The sequence below is a fragment of the Serratia bockelmannii genome (assembly GCF_008011855.1).
In the GTDB taxonomy this organism is placed as follows: domain Bacteria; phylum Pseudomonadota; class Gammaproteobacteria; order Enterobacterales; family Enterobacteriaceae; genus Serratia; species Serratia bockelmannii.
Window position 1 is genome coordinate 272304 of record NZ_VOUX01000002.1, and the last position, 14441, is coordinate 286744.

Sequence of the window (14441 nt, forward strand, 5' to 3'; positions counted from 1 at the left end):
GAGGAAAACATGGCCGCTGAAAATTATTCGCTTAATCGTCTCGATGCCGAAGGGTTAGAGGCCCATTGGATGCCTTTTACCGGCAACCGTAATTTTAAAGCGCAGCCGCGCATCATTACTCAGGCCGCAGGGGCGTATTACACCAGCCACGACGGCAGAAAGATTTTCGACGGCCTGTCCGGATTGTGGTGCTGCGGATTGGGGCACGGCCGGCAGGAAATCACCGACGCCGCCCAGCGCCAGCTGGCGACGCTGGATTACTCGCCGGCGTTTCAGTTCGGCCACCCGCTGTCGTTCGAGCTGGCCAACAAAATCAAGACGCTGACGCCGGCGGGGCTGGATTACGTGTTCTTCACCGGCTCCGGCTCGGAAGCGGCGGACACCTCGCTGAAAATGGCGCGCGCTTACTGGCGCGCCAAAGGCCAGGCGGGCAAAACCTGCTTTATCGGCCGGGAAAAGGGCTATCACGGCGTTAACTTCGGCGGCATCTCGGTCGGCGGCATCGCCGGCAACCGCAAGACGTTCGGCGCCGGCGCCGAGGCGGACCACCTGCCGCACACCCTGCTGGCCGGCAACGCCTTTTCGCGCGGCATGCCGCAACAGGGGGCGGAGCTGGCGGAAGAGCTCAACCGCATCATCGCGCTGCGCGACGCCTCGACGATCGCCGCGGTGATCGTCGAACCGTTCTCCGGCTCCGCCGGGGTGATCGTGCCGCCGGTCGGCTACTTGCAGCGCCTGCGCGAAATCTGTACCCAGCATGACATCCTGCTGATCTTCGACGAAGTGATCACCGCCTTCGGCCGCTGCGGCGCGATGACCGGCGCCGAGGCGTTCGGCGTCACGCCGGACATCATGAACATCGCCAAACAGGTGACCAACGGCGCGCAGCCGATGGGCGCGGTGGTGGTACGGCCGGAGATTTACCACACCTTCATGAACGGCGGCGAGCCGGACTACCAGCTCGAATTCCCGCACGGCTACACCTACTCCGCCCATCCGGTCAGCTGCGCGGTCGCGCTGGCGACGCTGGACATCCTGCAGCGCGAACAGATGGTGGAGCGCGTACAGGCGCTGGCGCCCTACTTCGAGCGCGCGGTGCACAGCCTGCAAGGAGCCAAACACGTCGCCGACATTCGCAATATCGGCCTGGCGGCCGGCATCACGCTGGCGGCGCGGCCCGGCGAGCCGGCGCGGCGTCCCTTCGAGGCGGCGATGCGCTGCTGGGAAAGCGGATTTTACGTGCGCTACGGCGGCGACACCCTGCAGCTGGCGCCGCCGTTCATCAGCAGCGAAGCGCAGATCGATGCGCTGATCAACGCCGTGGGCGACGCCCTCAACGCCACCGAATAAGGAGAGAACCATGACCATCACCCATTGGATCAACGGCGAGCCCGCCGCCGGCGGCGAACGCAGCCAGCCGGTTTACGACCCGGCCACCGGCCAATCGGCGCAGGAGGTGCAGTTGGCCGACCGCGCCACGGTGGAGCGCGCCATCGCCGCCGCCGAACAGGCTTATCCCGCCTGGCGCGATACCCCTCCGCTGAAGCGCGCGCGCATCATGATGAAGCTCAAGGATCTGCTGGAGCAACACGCCGACGCCATCTGCCAGTTAATCACCGCCGAGCACGGCAAGGTGCTCAGCGACGCCCTGGGCGAACTGCAGCGCGGCATTGAGAATATCGAATACGCCAGCTATGTGCCGGAACTGCTGAAGGGTGAACACAGCAAAGAGGCAGGCCCGGGCATCGACAGCTGGAGCGAGTTTCAGCCGCTGGGGGTGGTGGCGGGCATCACCCCGTTCAACTTCCCGGCGATGGTGCCGCTGTGGATGTGGCCAATGGCGGTCGCCTGCGGCAACACCTTCGTGCTGAAACCTTCCGAGCGCGTGCCTTCCGCCGCGCTGTATATCGCGCGGCTGGCGGCGGAAGCCGGGCTGCCACCGGGGGTGCTCAACGTGGTCAACGGCGACCGCGAAGCGGTGGAGACGCTGCTGCATGACGGGCGCGTCAAAGCGATCAGCTTCGTCGGTTCGACGCCGGTGGCGGAGCACATCTATCACACCGGCTGCGGCCAGAACAAACGGGTGCAGGCGCTGGGCGGCGCCAAAAACCACGCGGTGGTGCTGCCGGACGCCGATATCCCCGGCGCGGTCGGCGCGCTGATGGGCGCGGCGTTCGGCTCGTGCGGCCAGCGCTGCATGGCCATCCCGCTGGTGGTGGCGGTGGGCGACGACACCGCCGACGCGCTGATCGCCGGGCTGCGGCAACAGATGGCCGCCATGCGCGTCGGCCCCGGCAGCGACAACCGCAACGACATGGGGCCGCTGGTGACCCAGCAGCATTATCAGAAGGTGAAAGGCTATATCGAGCAGGGCGTAGCCGAAGGCGCCGAGCTGCTGGTGGACGGCCGCGAGCTGAGCGTGATCGGCGCCGACGGCCGCCCCAGCCAGGGGTATTTCCTCGGCCCGACGCTGTTCGATCACGTGACGCCCGGCATGCGCATCTATCAGGAGGAGATCTTCGGCCCGGTGCTCGGCGTTGTGCGCGCGGCCTCGCTGCCGGAGGCGATGGCCTTGATCGACGCCCACGAATACGGCAACGGCACCTGCCTGTTCACCCGCGACGGCGAAGCGGCGCGCCACTTTTCCAGCCGCATTCAGGTCGGCATGGTGGGGATCAACGTGGCGCTGCCTGTGCCGGTGGCCTACCACTCGTTCGGCGGCTGGAAGCGCTCGCTGTTTGGCGATCTGCACGCCTACGGCCCGGACGCCGTCAGGTTCTACACCAAACGCAAGACCGTGACCCAGCGCTGGCCGGCCTCCGGCGATGCCCGCCGCGCCAGCTTCAGCTTCCCGTCGGGGCAGGGGTAACACATAAGAACAATAAACTTCCGGGGAGCAACGCTCCCCGGCATTTAGCGCGCTCCATTTGATTCCTGCGTACAGCCTGTGCAGCAAAACAATAACTCACTCACACGTTAATGGAGTCGTTATCCCATGAAAGAGTCCGCCCCTGAACACACCTTCAAAGGCAATCTCAGCGTCCTCGACGTAGTGATGATCACCGCATCCGGCGTGACGCCGGCCAGTTCGATCTTCGTTATCGCGCCGCTGGCGATCGCCAACGCCGGCAGCGGCGCCTTTCTGTCGTTTCTGATCGCCGCCTGCGTCGCCGCCGCCATCGCGTTGTGCTATGCCGAGCTCGGCGCCGCACACCCCAGCGCCGGCGGCGAATACAGCATCATCAAGCGCCTGTTCGGCACCCTGTGCGGGTTGCAGACCTACCTGTTTATCCTCAGCGCCTCGCTGTTCGTGCCGGCGGTGCTGGCCACCGGCGCAGTGCCTTACCTGAACACCGCGCTGGGCACCCAATTCGACGCCTCGACCGCCGGCATGCTCACCGTGCTGGTCGGCGGTATCTGCGCCATTTTCAACATCAAAGCCAACGCCCTGCTGACCGGCGCCTTCCTGGTGGTGGAAGTGGCGGTGCTGGCGCTGATCGCCTGGCTCGGCTTCAGCCACCCGCATCAGAGTACGGAGATCCTCACCGCGCCGGTGATGCTGGACGCGCAGGGCAGCCTGGCGCCGGTATCGCTGCCGCTGATCGTCGCCATGGTCGGGGTCGCGCTGTTCTCCTACAACGGCTACGGCGCGGCGGTGTACATGGCGGAAGACATGCGCGAACAGGGCAGGCCGATGGCGATCGCAATCATGCTGACGCTGGTCATCGTGGTGCTGGTGGAACTGGTGCCGTTCACCGCCCTGCTGATCGGCTCGCCGTCGCTGACGGAGATGGCCAAACAGGCCGATCCGGTCGGCTACGTGGTCACCCAACTCGGCGGCCCGACGCTGGCGCGGGTGGTGAGCGGCGCAATCTATCTGTCGGTATTCAACGCCATCATCGCCATCGTGGCGCAGTTCAGCCGCATGATGTTCGCCAGCGGACGTGACGGCTTCTGGCTGCCGGCGTTCAACCGGGCGCTGAAAATCATCCATCCGCGCTTCGGCACCCCCTGGATCGCCACCCTGCTGTTCGGCGTGCCGTCGGCGCTGCTGGCGTTTTGCTCCGATCTCGAATCGCTGACCTCGTTCACCGTGATCCTGCTGCTGCTGGTGTACATCATCATGGCGGTGGCGGCGCTGATCAGTCGCCGTCGCCGCCACTTCCACCATCCGTACCTGATGCCGCTGTGGCCGCTGCCGGTGGTGGTCGCGCTGCTGTGCTGCCTGTACGTACTGTGGACAATTTTGATCGCCAGCAGCCTGAAAGACTTTATTATCATTGCCGGCATCATCGGCTTCGGGCTGGCGCTGAACCATCTGCGCGGCCGCCAGACGGCGCCCCTCGCCGCCCCCTCAATAGAAGGAGAATAACCATGACGCAGCGCGCTCAGGATCTGGGCATCATCATCGGCCAGGGCACGCCCGGCCCGCTGAACGCCATCACCGACGTGCCCGGCGTGCGCGTCGGCCATGCCAGCATTCATGCCGACTTGGCGGACGGGCGCAGCGTGCGCACCGGCGTGACGGTGATCGAACCGCGCCCCGGCTCCGCCCGCCACGCGCCCTGCTTCGCCGGCGTGCACGTGCTGAACGGCAACGGCGACGCCACCGGCCTGGAATGGGTGCGCGAAGCGGGCCTGCTGACCAGCCCGATCGCCTTCACCAATACCCACAGCGTGGGCGTGGTGCGCGATGCGCTGATCGCGCTGGAGCGTGAAGCGCTGCCCGCGAGCGACAATGCGGTGTACTGGAATATGCCGGTGGTGATGGAAACCTTCGATGGCCTGCTCAACGACATCAACGGCTTTCACGTCAAGGCCGAGCACGTGCGCCAGGCACAGCAGGCGGCCCAGGGCGGCTTGCCGCAGGAAGGCGCGGTCGGCGGCGGCAGCGGCATGATCTGCCATGAATTCAAAGGCGGCAGCGGCACCGCCTCGCGCCGCTTGCCTGCCGATCAAGGCGGCTGGACGGTGGGCGCCATCGTACAGGCCAACCACGGCAAGCGCGAGTCGCTGCTGGTCGGCGGTTACCCGGTGGGCCGGCATCTGGGGCATCTCCCCTCGCCGTTCACGCCGCAGTTGCCGCATCCCGGCATGGGCTCCATCGTGGTGGCGCTGGCGACCGACGCGCCGCTGCTGCCGCACCAGTGCGCACGGCTGGCGCAGCGCGCCAGCATCGGCATCGCCCGCACCGGCGGCGGCACCGAGGATTCGAGCGGCGATATCTTTATCGCCTTCGCCACCGGCAACGACGGCCTGCCGCCCGCCGACTACGCCAATAAAGGCGATTTCACCACACCGCTGCGCATGGTGAACAACGACTACATTTCGGCGCTGTTCGCCGCGGCGGCGGAAGCGGTGGAAGAGGCGATCGTCAATGCGCTGCTGGCGGCCAATACCGTCAGCGGCAACGGCCATCGGGCGGAAGGGTTAAGCGCCGAACAGCTGGTGACGGCGCTGGAGAAGGCCGGCTGGCGGCGATAAACAACGCGGGGCGCGGGTTAACGCGCCCTGACCGTCAGGATTCGCCGCCCGGTTTAGGCGTCGGGTAGTCGTAATCCAGCCGCAACGGTTCGGCGTAGACGCTGTTCCACAGCTGTTGGTATAGCTGGTCCAACCGCCCGCTCATCGCCGCGCTGTGCATCACCAGCTCCAGATTGCGCGAGTTGTCCAGATAGCCGCCGGTCCAGTTGCTAGTGCCCACCCAGGCAATCTCATCGTCGATGGTCATCAGCTTGCTGTGGATCACGCGGGCAAACGGAATGAAGCCGCTGCTGGCCGGCGGAATGGTCACCACCTTGATCTGCACGTTCGGCACCAGCGCCAGGCTCTTCAGCCAGGCGATATCCGGCTTTTTGGTGTTCCAGTTGGCCACCATTAGCTCGATCTGCACGCCGCGCGCCGCCGCGCTGCGCAGCGCGTTGTCGATGACCGCGTAGAAGGGGCGACTGCGCTCCGGGCCAAACGACAGTGGCGCGTAGTCCATCACCTGCACCCGCACCCGCCGTTTGGCGCCGGCCAGCAAGCGCGGCAGCTCGGCCTGCGAGTCAATCACCCCTGCCGGGTTGTAGGCGCGCGGGCTGGCCACCAGATAGTTGCCCTGCGGCTGCGCCATCGTCGGCGCATCGGGCAACGCCGGCACCGGTTTATCCTGCGCCAACAGCGCCTGCGCCTGCCAGTCCTGTTCGAAGATCGCCTGAATTTGTCCCACCACTTTGGCGTCGCTGATGCGCAGCCCGGTTTCGTGAATATGCTCCAGCGCGCGCCAGTCGAAGTTCTGGCTGCCGACGAACGCCTGTTCGCCGTCCACCAGCAGGTATTTGGCGTGCAGAATGCCGCCGCTCAGCTTCTGGTAAGGAATGATGCGCAGCTCCAGATGGGGGATTGCCTTCAGCTGTTCCAGCGTTTCGGCGGTAGAAATGCGAATGCCCTTCTCTTCCACCAAAAAGCGGATTTTCACCCCGCGCTCGCCGGCCGCCTTCAGGTGCTGCAGCACGCCGTCCAGCAGCGAACCGTCCTGATTCGCCACGTAAAACTGCCCCAGGTCGATGCGGGTTTTCGCCGCGTCGAACATCTCGCGCCACACCTCGGCGGTGTTGCGCAGGTCGTCGGCCTGCAGCGCGGTTTCCACCGGCGCGGTGTACACCAGCTCATAGCCGGGAATAGCAAAACGCGCCGCAGCGCTCTGGCTCAACATCAACAAACAACCGCCCCACAATGCCGTATAAAGGCGGCCGAGCGGCCGCCGTACTGGATGGCCATTAGGCATAGCGCGGCGCTCCGCTGTCAACCCATTGTTCGCCGCTGCCGTTCTCCGGGCGGCTGGCCGGCTGACCGGCGCGGATCAGCAATACTTTCAGCAGCTCGTTGATGCGCTCCATGCGGCTCTGCAGGAAGTTGTTGGCGACCAGGCACAGCAGCGCGATGGCGATGCCCAGCCCCGTGGCATACAGCGCGGTGCCCATCCCGGCCGACACCAGGCTCGGCTCGGACACTCCCGAGGCGGCCAGCGCCTTGAAGGTTTCGATGATCCCCATCACCGTGCCCAGCAGCCCCAGCAGCGGCGCAGCGGTGACCACGGTTTCCAGCAGCCACAGGCCGCGCGCCATCGGCGGCTTGCTCAGCAGGTACTGGGCGTCGATCAGATCGCCGATCGCCTCGCGGTCGCCGGCGCGGTGCTTCTGCGCCAATACCGGCGCGATCACCGCCATCGGCAGGCTGTTACGCTGGGTCAGCTCGTCCGGCAGATCGGCGGCGCGGCGCACGTCCGGCGTCAGCGCCTGCTCCAGCCGGCGCGCCTGGCGCTGGGTATAGGCGAAGTACAGCGTGCGCTCGATGATGATCACCAGCGCGATCGCCAGCGCGGCGTACATCACGTAGAAAATAATGTCGTGCAACAGATTGGCGTCCATACAGGGCTCCTCTTTCCCGCCGCCCGGCAGGCGGCGGGATATTCAGTTAAAAGGTGGCTTCCAGCGAAACGCTGAAGGTGCGTTCTTCGCCGACGTTGTAATACGGCGTGCTGGCCTTCACGCCGCCGTAAGGCGCCGCGTTGAAGGTGGTGGTGCGCACCGAGGTCAGGTATTCCTTGTCAAACAGGTTGCTGATGCCAAAGCGCAGCGCGGCGCTCTTGACGATTTTCTTGTCCACCGGCAGATGCACACCCGCCGCCAGATCGAACACCGTGCGGCCGCCGATCTTCTCGTCGTTGGTCAGATCGCCGTAGAACGAACTGACGTACTTGCCGCTGACGCTGCCGTAATACAGCCCGTCGTCATAACCCAGCGTCATGTTCAGCAGGTTTTTCGGCACGTTCGGCACCTCTTTGCCGGAGGTCGGCAGCGGCAGCCCGCCGTTGCTGACAATGTCGCTCTTCTGCTTCGACTCTGTGTAGGTATAAGAGGTGTAGTAGTTGAAGTTATGCGGCAGCTGGCCGCTCCACTCCAGCTCCAGCCCTTTGTTCTCCACGTTGCCGATGTTCATCATCTCGTAGTCGCCGGCCGAGTTGGTGGTGGAGATCTGGCGATCGCTGTAGCGCATGTAGAACAGCGTGGCGCTCAGCAGCATGTCTTCCTGCTGGAAACGCCAGCCCAGCTCGTGGTTCCAGCTGAGCTCCGGCTTGGTGCTGAGCGAGTCGCCGACGTTGTACAGCACGTAGTTCGGCGGCGTGCGCATGTTGCGCGTCAGGTTGTAGAACACCTGGTTTTCCTGGTTCACCTTATAGCTCGCGCTGAAGTTCGGCAGGAATTCATGATAGGTGGCTTTGCGCTTCTCCGGCACGTTGTACAGGCTGCCGCGGTTGTCCCCTTTGCGCTCCACGTACTGATAGGCCAGGCCGCCGACGAAGGTCCAGTCCGGCGTGGCGAACCAGGTGTCCTGCAGCCACACCTTCTGCGCCGGGGTGATGGTGTACTGGTTGCGCCCCTGCACCGTATTGCCGTTGGCGTCCTTCACCTGATCGGATCCGCCCGGTTTGCCCGAGATTTGCGCCGGATTGCCATCATCTTTGATGCTGATGAACGGTTGGGTCTGCAGCTGGCGCGCGCGCTCGTACCAGTAACCGATGTCCAGGCTGTGCTGATCGTTGATGTCCCACTTCAGCTTGGTGGTGATGCCCGGCCGCCAGGTTTGGGTCCACGACGGGCGGTAATAGGTGTTGGACTGCAGGTTGCTGAGGTCATACTGCCCGGCCTTGTCCGACGTGCTGGACAGCACCGAGGCCGTCTGGCCGTTGAAGCTGCCGCCGTTGCCCCAGTAGTAATACGGTTGCAGAGTCAGCGACAGGTTATCGCGCAGCTGCAGCTTCTGGGTGAACGACAGCGTGAAGGTTTCGAACGGGTTGCGTTCAATCTTGTAGTACTTGTTCAACTGCCCTTTGCTGTTGTACTCCGGTGTGGTGACGTAGTCGGTGTCACGGCCGTCGTTTTGGAACTGCGCCTTGCTCAGAGTGTTGTAGTTGGTGTTGTTCTGGCGGTTGTACTTCATCACCAGGTTGCTGCTGTTGCCGTTGCCGTCTTCGTACAGCGAGTTCATCTCGAACTTGTCGGAATACAGTCGCCCCTCGCCGCGCCACTTCTTCGCTTCGGTGTGCGAATAGGAGAGCCAGTTGCTGAAGCCGTTGTACTCGCCGGTCTCCAGGCGGGCAAAGGTTTTGCTCAGGCTGTTGCTGCCCAGCGTTTGCTTGACGAAACCGCCGAAGTCTTTCGCCGGGCGGCGCGTCACCAGGCCGATGTTGCCGCCGCTGGAGCCGATGTGCGGGCCGTCCGCTTCGGAAGACCCTTGGGTGACGAACACCTCCTCCAGGTTTTCCGCATCGCCGAGCAGGTTCGGGTATACCGCGTAGTTGCCGGAGTCGTTGATCGGAATGCCGTCCATCGACAGGCCGATCTGATCCGAGTTCATGCCGCGCATGGTGTAGTCCACGCCGCTCAGGCCGCTGGCGTCGTTGCTGTTGACGTTCAGGCCCGGCGTGTATTTCAGCTTGTCGATGGCGTTGGCCGCCGACGGCATTTTATCCATCGCCTCTTTGGTGACGGTAGAACGCGCCTTGGCGCTGTCATCCTGCACCATCATGCCGCCGCCGAGCGACTGCCCCTTGACGCTGATGGTGCCGACATCGGTGGCGTCGGCCGCCAGCGCGGCGCCCGGCAGCATCGCCGACATCACCGCCAGATAGATCCCAGAACGATTAAACGATTTCATTGTGTGCATCCCATAAAAATCAAACGATTAACCTTGCGCTAAGGCGCCTGATAATTGAACGTCGCGGTAAATCTTTTGGTTGTTTGCCCGGCGAATGCCTCGCTCGGGAACGGCTTTACTGAACTGATGCTTTGCAAGCTGCCCATCGCCGCGCGGTTCAGCAGCATGCTGGCGGCTTTGTTGGCGATGCCGGAAGAGAGCACCCGCCCGCTGCGATCGACCTCCAGCCACACTTCGACGTTGCCCTGCGGGCGCTCGAGCGAGGCCTGACGCCCGCTTGGGTAGCGCTTGCGCTGTTCCAGCTCGCGGCGCAAGGCCAGCAGATAGCCGTTTTCAATCGCCTGAGCGTTCACCTTCGGCGCCGCGGGGGCGGCCGGTGCGGGCTGCGCCGCCGGTTTGCTGACCAGCGCGCGCGGCGCGGCGGGCGCCGGCGTCGGTTTAGGTTTCTCTACCGGTTTGGCTTTCTCTTTCACCGGTTTGGGTTTGGGCTTCGGCTGCGGTTTCGGCACCGGCTTGGCTTCCACGATCGGTTCCGGCGCCGGCACCACCGGTTCGGGGATCGGCTCCGGCTCGGGCGGCGGCGGTTCGGGCTGGGGTTCCGGCGGCGTTTCCGGTTGAGGTTCAGGCGCCGGTTCAGGCTCCACCAGCGCCAGTTCGATGGCGGTTTCGTCGTAGCGCGGCTGGATCTTCAGCGCCGCCTGCTGGCTGGCGAACAGCAGGCAACCGGCGACAATCAGCGCCGGCAACCAGCTGAAAAGATGACGTGAGCGATAGAGCAGATACATGTCACAGCTTCCGTGTCGCGATGGAGACGGAGAAGAAACCGCCCTGGCGCAGGTTGTCCATGACCGCCACCAGCCGCTCGACCGACACGCCCTTGTCGCTGTTGACGATGATGGTGGTAGTCTGGTTGGCCTGCTGCTGTTGCTTCAGCGTGTTGACCAACGCGCCGAGCGCGATCGGCTGGCCATCCAGCTGCAGCTGTTCGTCGGCCCCCAGCGTGATAATCGCTTTCTTCTGCGGTTTCAGCTGCTGCGCACTGCCGGCGGACGGCAGCTGCGTTTTCAGCCCGAGCGCCGGAATAACGTTCAGGCTAATCAAGACGAAAAACACCAATAAAAACATCATCACGTCGATCATCGGGATCAGTTCGATGTGCGCTTTGTTCTTTTTCGGTTCGTTCCAGTTACGCATGACACTCCCTCCCAAAAGCGAAGCAGCCAATATAGGAGGGGTATGTTTACCTTTTGTTACGCTTGTGTGATCTTATTTTCACAGCGTGGTTTTTTTGCGAGAATTTTTTCAATGGCAGGCGATAAGGGAGAAGATATAACTTATTAATTAGCGATAGTTTTTATTGGAATAATTGCAATGCGGGCATTTCAGAGAGCCAAGGCCAGAGAGGATAATGTGAGAATAGTGACAGCCCAAACGGTCACTACAACAAGACCTCAAGCCCGTGCTTGTGTACGATCGAAAGCAGCTTAAGCGACACGCCGCCCGGCCGCTTCACCCCCGTCTCCCATTTCTGTATGGTCGACACCCTGGTATTCAGATAACGGGCAAAAACCGGTTGGCTTAAACATAGCTGCTCGCGCAACGCTTTGATCTCCTGGGGCTGCAATCCAACGCCCCCTACGATTACGATACAATTCAGCAAATCGAATAAGTAGTTTCCGTATAGAGAAAGGCAGTTCTGTTGAGTAGACTGTCACCGGACGATAAGCAAAAGGGAAGTGAGTCATGGCAAAAGGTGCGAAGGAAATCGCCCAAGAGATGGCGAACGCTGTAAATTCAAAAAGTAATTTCTTTGGCGGTTTTATCGAAGGGGCTATCTCCTTTCCCGTCGATATAGGATACCTGGCATATGATTTTATCAATACAGATAACCGCTCTATAAATCGATATGACACAGAAAGAATGCTTCGCCTCATTAAAGCTGGACTTGCTAACCAACACTCACTGACCAAAATCGTTAAACTTGTCGTTGACGAATATCTGAAAAAAGTCGATGTAGATAAAGTCAAAAGATGGGTTGAAAAAGGATCCGGGAAAATTGCAGGTAGGTTTGTGAGCAATCAGGTTCTGATGGTTAACTTAGGGGCGGTGCTTTCCGAACGGGTGGTTATTCGCCTCGCAACAGGTTATGCCCTAACGTCACTGCTGACCCTCGGAGCTATGAACTCAAGAGCAATCCATACCTCACGCCAGTTACGACAGCGAAACCCTGAAATTTACGATAACTTAAGGCGTGCGGGAAATTTGGATCTCTTATATTTTCTGGTAGAACCCAAAACAAAGCCATTTGAACAAGCGATAGAGATTTGGCGAAAAAACAGAGGCGAGTTTGACCGCATTACCGAGCTATTTTTTGAAAAGGTGTCGAAATGAAGGTTTTTTCAGTGCTCATATCAAGAGTCATCATAGGGATTAGCTATGCCGTCATCACCATGACCTTGCTATGCATCGCCTATTTCACGCTGCTCTCCGACTCTTCATATCATATTGTTTATGCGATTTTTTCTTGCATTGGGTTTGTTCTGGCCTACTTCATCTATTATATAGCCATGAAGTTCCATGATGGCGTTTAGAGCAAGCGTAGAGCGTTCTACAAACTGCGCCTACGCTCAATTGAGTCCCTATCAAAACTGCATAAAAAAAGACGCCCGCAGGCGTCTTCTTGGCATTTGTCACTGAGGCCGGAAGGCAATCAGTTCACTTTCACCGGCATACCGGAACGGGCTTTGATCGCCGCGTCCACTTCACTCTGGTTAACACCGGCGTCCATCAGCACTTTGCCGACCGGTGCGGAAATGGTCAGCGGCACCGGATCCTTGGATTGCAGCTGCTCTTCGTTGGCCGACAGCGGGTTGTGCACTTCCACGTAGCGCGAGCCGTCCGGTTCGACGGTGGCCTTCATCGGTTCGTTGATGAACTGCACGCGGGTGCCTACCGGCACGTTTTCGAACAGGTACTTGATGTCGTCGGCGCGCAGACGCACGCAGCCGTGGCTCACGCGCAGGCCGATGCCGAAGTTGGCGTTGGTGCCGTGGATGGCATACAGGCGGCCAACATACAGCGCATACAGCCCCATCGGGTTGTCCGGGCCGGCCGGGAACACCGCAGGCAGGATTTCGCCGTCAGCCGCGTATTCGGCGCGCATTTTGGCGGTCGGTGTCCAGGTCGGGCCGTCTTTCTTGCGCTGCACGGTGGTGGTCCAGTTCAGCGGGGTGTCTTTACCCAACTGGCCGATACCGATCGGCAGCACCACCACGGTGTTGGAACCTTTCGGGTAGTAGTACAGACGCATTTCGGCGCTGTTGATGATGATGCCTTCACGCGGCGCGTCCGGCAGGATCAGCTGTTGCGGGATGGTCAGGGTGCTGCCGGCCTTCGGCAGGAACGGATCCACGCCCGGGTTGGCCTCCAGCATGTTGCTCAGCCCCATCTGATACTGGGCGGCGAAGCTCTCCAGCGGCAGTTTGCTGTCTTCCGGTACGGTGATTTGGATATTCTCGCCCACCAAACGGCTGTCTTTTGGCGGCAACGGGTAAACGACGGCGAAGGCAGCCTGGCTGAAAGCAACCAGTGCCGTAAACAGGGTTAATAACGCGCGAATGCTCATTTTCATCTTCGTGTTGGTCAAGGCCACTGGCGATTAGGGATATCGGTTTCTACGGCCACTTTACCCCGTTGAATTTCAGCCGACAGCCAACGGCGCTGCGGCCTGAAAAGCCAGGGGGGTTTGACCGGATGCGCATTATATGTGCACATCAATCAAAGTGTGAACCATTACCGATGTAATATCGCAATTTTTTGTAACCTGACGCGCCACGAAGGCGATTTTTTGCGAGAACCGCCGCCTAACTGGCGGCGGCCAACGCTTCCCCCCGCCGAATGGGGATCAGATATTCACAGCGGATCGCCGCGCCGCCGAGCGGGCAACAGCCCTCCTGCGCCGGGTAGAAACGCTCGATATCCTGCCCCGGCCGGCGGATGGCGTTCATCTGCGGCATGGCAGTGTCATACAATCGGACAATAAAGTTTTGTAACCCTTCCGCCTGCCCCTGATAGGTGAAACGGGCATACTCCCCCTGTTCGATAGTCACCCGCTCCCCCATCGCCCCTTCGTCCGGCAAAGCGGCGGTATACGCCATACGCGGGCAGCCCCGGCGTTGCCTGTCGACCTCCAGGCTGGTGAGGCCGTACACCACCTCCGGCAGCGCCTGCGGCCGCAGCAGTTGCCGCCAGGCATGGCGGCGCAGCTCGCACTTGGAGTCCGCCAACTGCCCTAGCGTGAAGCTGCGGCGCTGGGTGTTGCCCACCAGCTGCATGGCGGGCAGCGTCACGATGTCGGCCTGCGGCAACGGCGCTTCGGTCAGCCGCAGCGGCGGCTGCAGGCCATAGCTCGACCAATCTTGGCTGCGGCGATAGCTGGCCGGCGGCAAACCGAATTGCTTGCGGAAGCAGCGGGTGAAGGTCTGCTGTGAATCGAACTGGTAAGTATCGGCGATGCAGGCCACGCTGGTGCCGGTCAGGCGCAGTTCGCGCGCGGCGGCGGTCAGCCTTCTGCGGCGCGCGTAAGTACCGAGAATATGGCCGGTATGCTGCTTGAATATCCGCTGTAAATGCCACTTGGAGTAGCCGGACTTGGCGGCAATGTCGTCCAGCGTCAGCGGCTGATCCAGGCTCTGCTCGATCCAGGCCAGCAGCTGTTCAATCACCTGTTGCTGGTGCAT

12 protein-coding genes and 1 pseudogene are annotated in these 14441 nt (G+C 61.9%); 5 read left to right on the plus strand and 8 right to left on the minus strand.

All coding sequences use genetic code 11. The features are described from left to right. Window positions 1-9 precede the first annotated feature (9 nt). The 4 genes from aptA to FOT55_RS03390 all read left to right on the plus strand — a co-directional run bounded on the left by aptA (window position 10) and on the right by FOT55_RS03390 (window position 5484). Entirely contained in the window at window positions 10-1350 is a 1341-nt protein-coding gene (aptA, locus tag FOT55_RS03375) for an omega-aminotransferase AptA (RefSeq protein WP_147823086.1), read from the plus strand. Between the two features lie 10 nt (window positions 1351-1360). Continuing rightward, window positions 1361-2869, plus strand: coding sequence for a CoA-acylating methylmalonate-semialdehyde dehydrogenase (locus tag FOT55_RS03380; protein WP_147823087.1), 1509 nt, complete (start codon window positions 1361-1363; stop codon window positions 2867-2869). Between the two features lie 126 nt (window positions 2870-2995). Further along, entirely contained in the window at window positions 2996-4372 is a 1377-nt protein-coding gene (locus FOT55_RS03385; RefSeq protein WP_025305170.1) for an APC family permease, read from the plus strand. Window positions 4373-4374: 2 nt separating this feature from the next. Beyond that, a complete protein-coding gene (locus FOT55_RS03390; protein WP_147823088.1) occupies window positions 4375-5484 on the plus strand; it encodes a DmpA family aminopeptidase in 1110 nt (369 codons plus the stop codon). 34 nt (window positions 5485-5518) lie between these two features. Here FOT55_RS03390 and FOT55_RS03395 read toward each other — a convergent pair whose 3' ends face one another. The 6 genes and pseudogenes from FOT55_RS03395 to FOT55_RS03420 form a co-directional block, all read right to left on the minus strand. Further along, entirely contained in the window at window positions 5519-6769 is a 1251-nt protein-coding gene (locus tag FOT55_RS03395; protein ID WP_147823089.1) for a phospholipase D-like domain-containing protein, read from the minus strand. Beyond that, window positions 6762-7412, minus strand: a complete 651-nt coding sequence (locus FOT55_RS03400; RefSeq protein WP_147823090.1) for a MotA/TolQ/ExbB proton channel family protein — start codon at window positions 7410-7412, stop codon at window positions 6762-6764. Before FOT55_RS03400 ends, FOT55_RS03395 begins: the two co-directional genes overlap by 8 nt. A 46-nt stretch (window positions 7413-7458) precedes the next feature. Continuing rightward, the gene (locus tag FOT55_RS03405) at window positions 7459-9702 is read right to left on the minus strand and encodes a TonB-dependent receptor family protein (protein WP_147823091.1); all 2244 of its coding nucleotides are present in this window, start codon (window positions 9700-9702) and stop codon (window positions 7459-7461) included. Between the two features lie 38 nt (window positions 9703-9740). Beyond that, window positions 9741-10487: an energy transducer TonB family protein gene (locus FOT55_RS03410; RefSeq protein ID WP_147823092.1), complete on the minus strand. Its 747-nt coding sequence runs from the start codon at window positions 10485-10487 to the stop codon at window positions 9741-9743. Between the two features lies 1 nt (window position 10488). After that, window positions 10489-10896, minus strand: coding sequence for an ExbD/TolR family protein (locus FOT55_RS03415; RefSeq protein WP_147823093.1), 408 nt, complete (start codon window positions 10894-10896; stop codon window positions 10489-10491). A gap of 244 nt (window positions 10897-11140) precedes the next feature. Beyond that, window positions 11141-11326, minus strand: a pseudogene (locus FOT55_RS03420) (helix-turn-helix domain-containing protein); the annotation flags it as partial. 119 nt (window positions 11327-11445) lie between these two features. On the opposite strand from FOT55_RS03420, the gene FOT55_RS03425 reads away from it, so the two are divergent. After that, window positions 11446-12093, plus strand: coding sequence for a hypothetical protein (locus FOT55_RS03425; RefSeq protein ID WP_038630178.1), 648 nt, complete (start codon window positions 11446-11448; stop codon window positions 12091-12093). Window positions 12094-12412: 319 nt separating this feature from the next. Here FOT55_RS03425 and FOT55_RS03430 read toward each other — a convergent pair whose 3' ends face one another. Beyond that, a complete protein-coding gene (locus FOT55_RS03430) occupies window positions 12413-13333 on the minus strand; it encodes a L,D-transpeptidase family protein (RefSeq protein ID WP_025305160.1) in 921 nt (306 codons plus the stop codon). A gap of 232 nt (window positions 13334-13565) precedes the next feature. Next, complete coding sequence (locus FOT55_RS03435; protein ID WP_043136214.1) at window positions 13566-14441, minus strand: helix-turn-helix domain-containing protein; 876 nt, start codon at window positions 14439-14441, stop codon at window positions 13566-13568.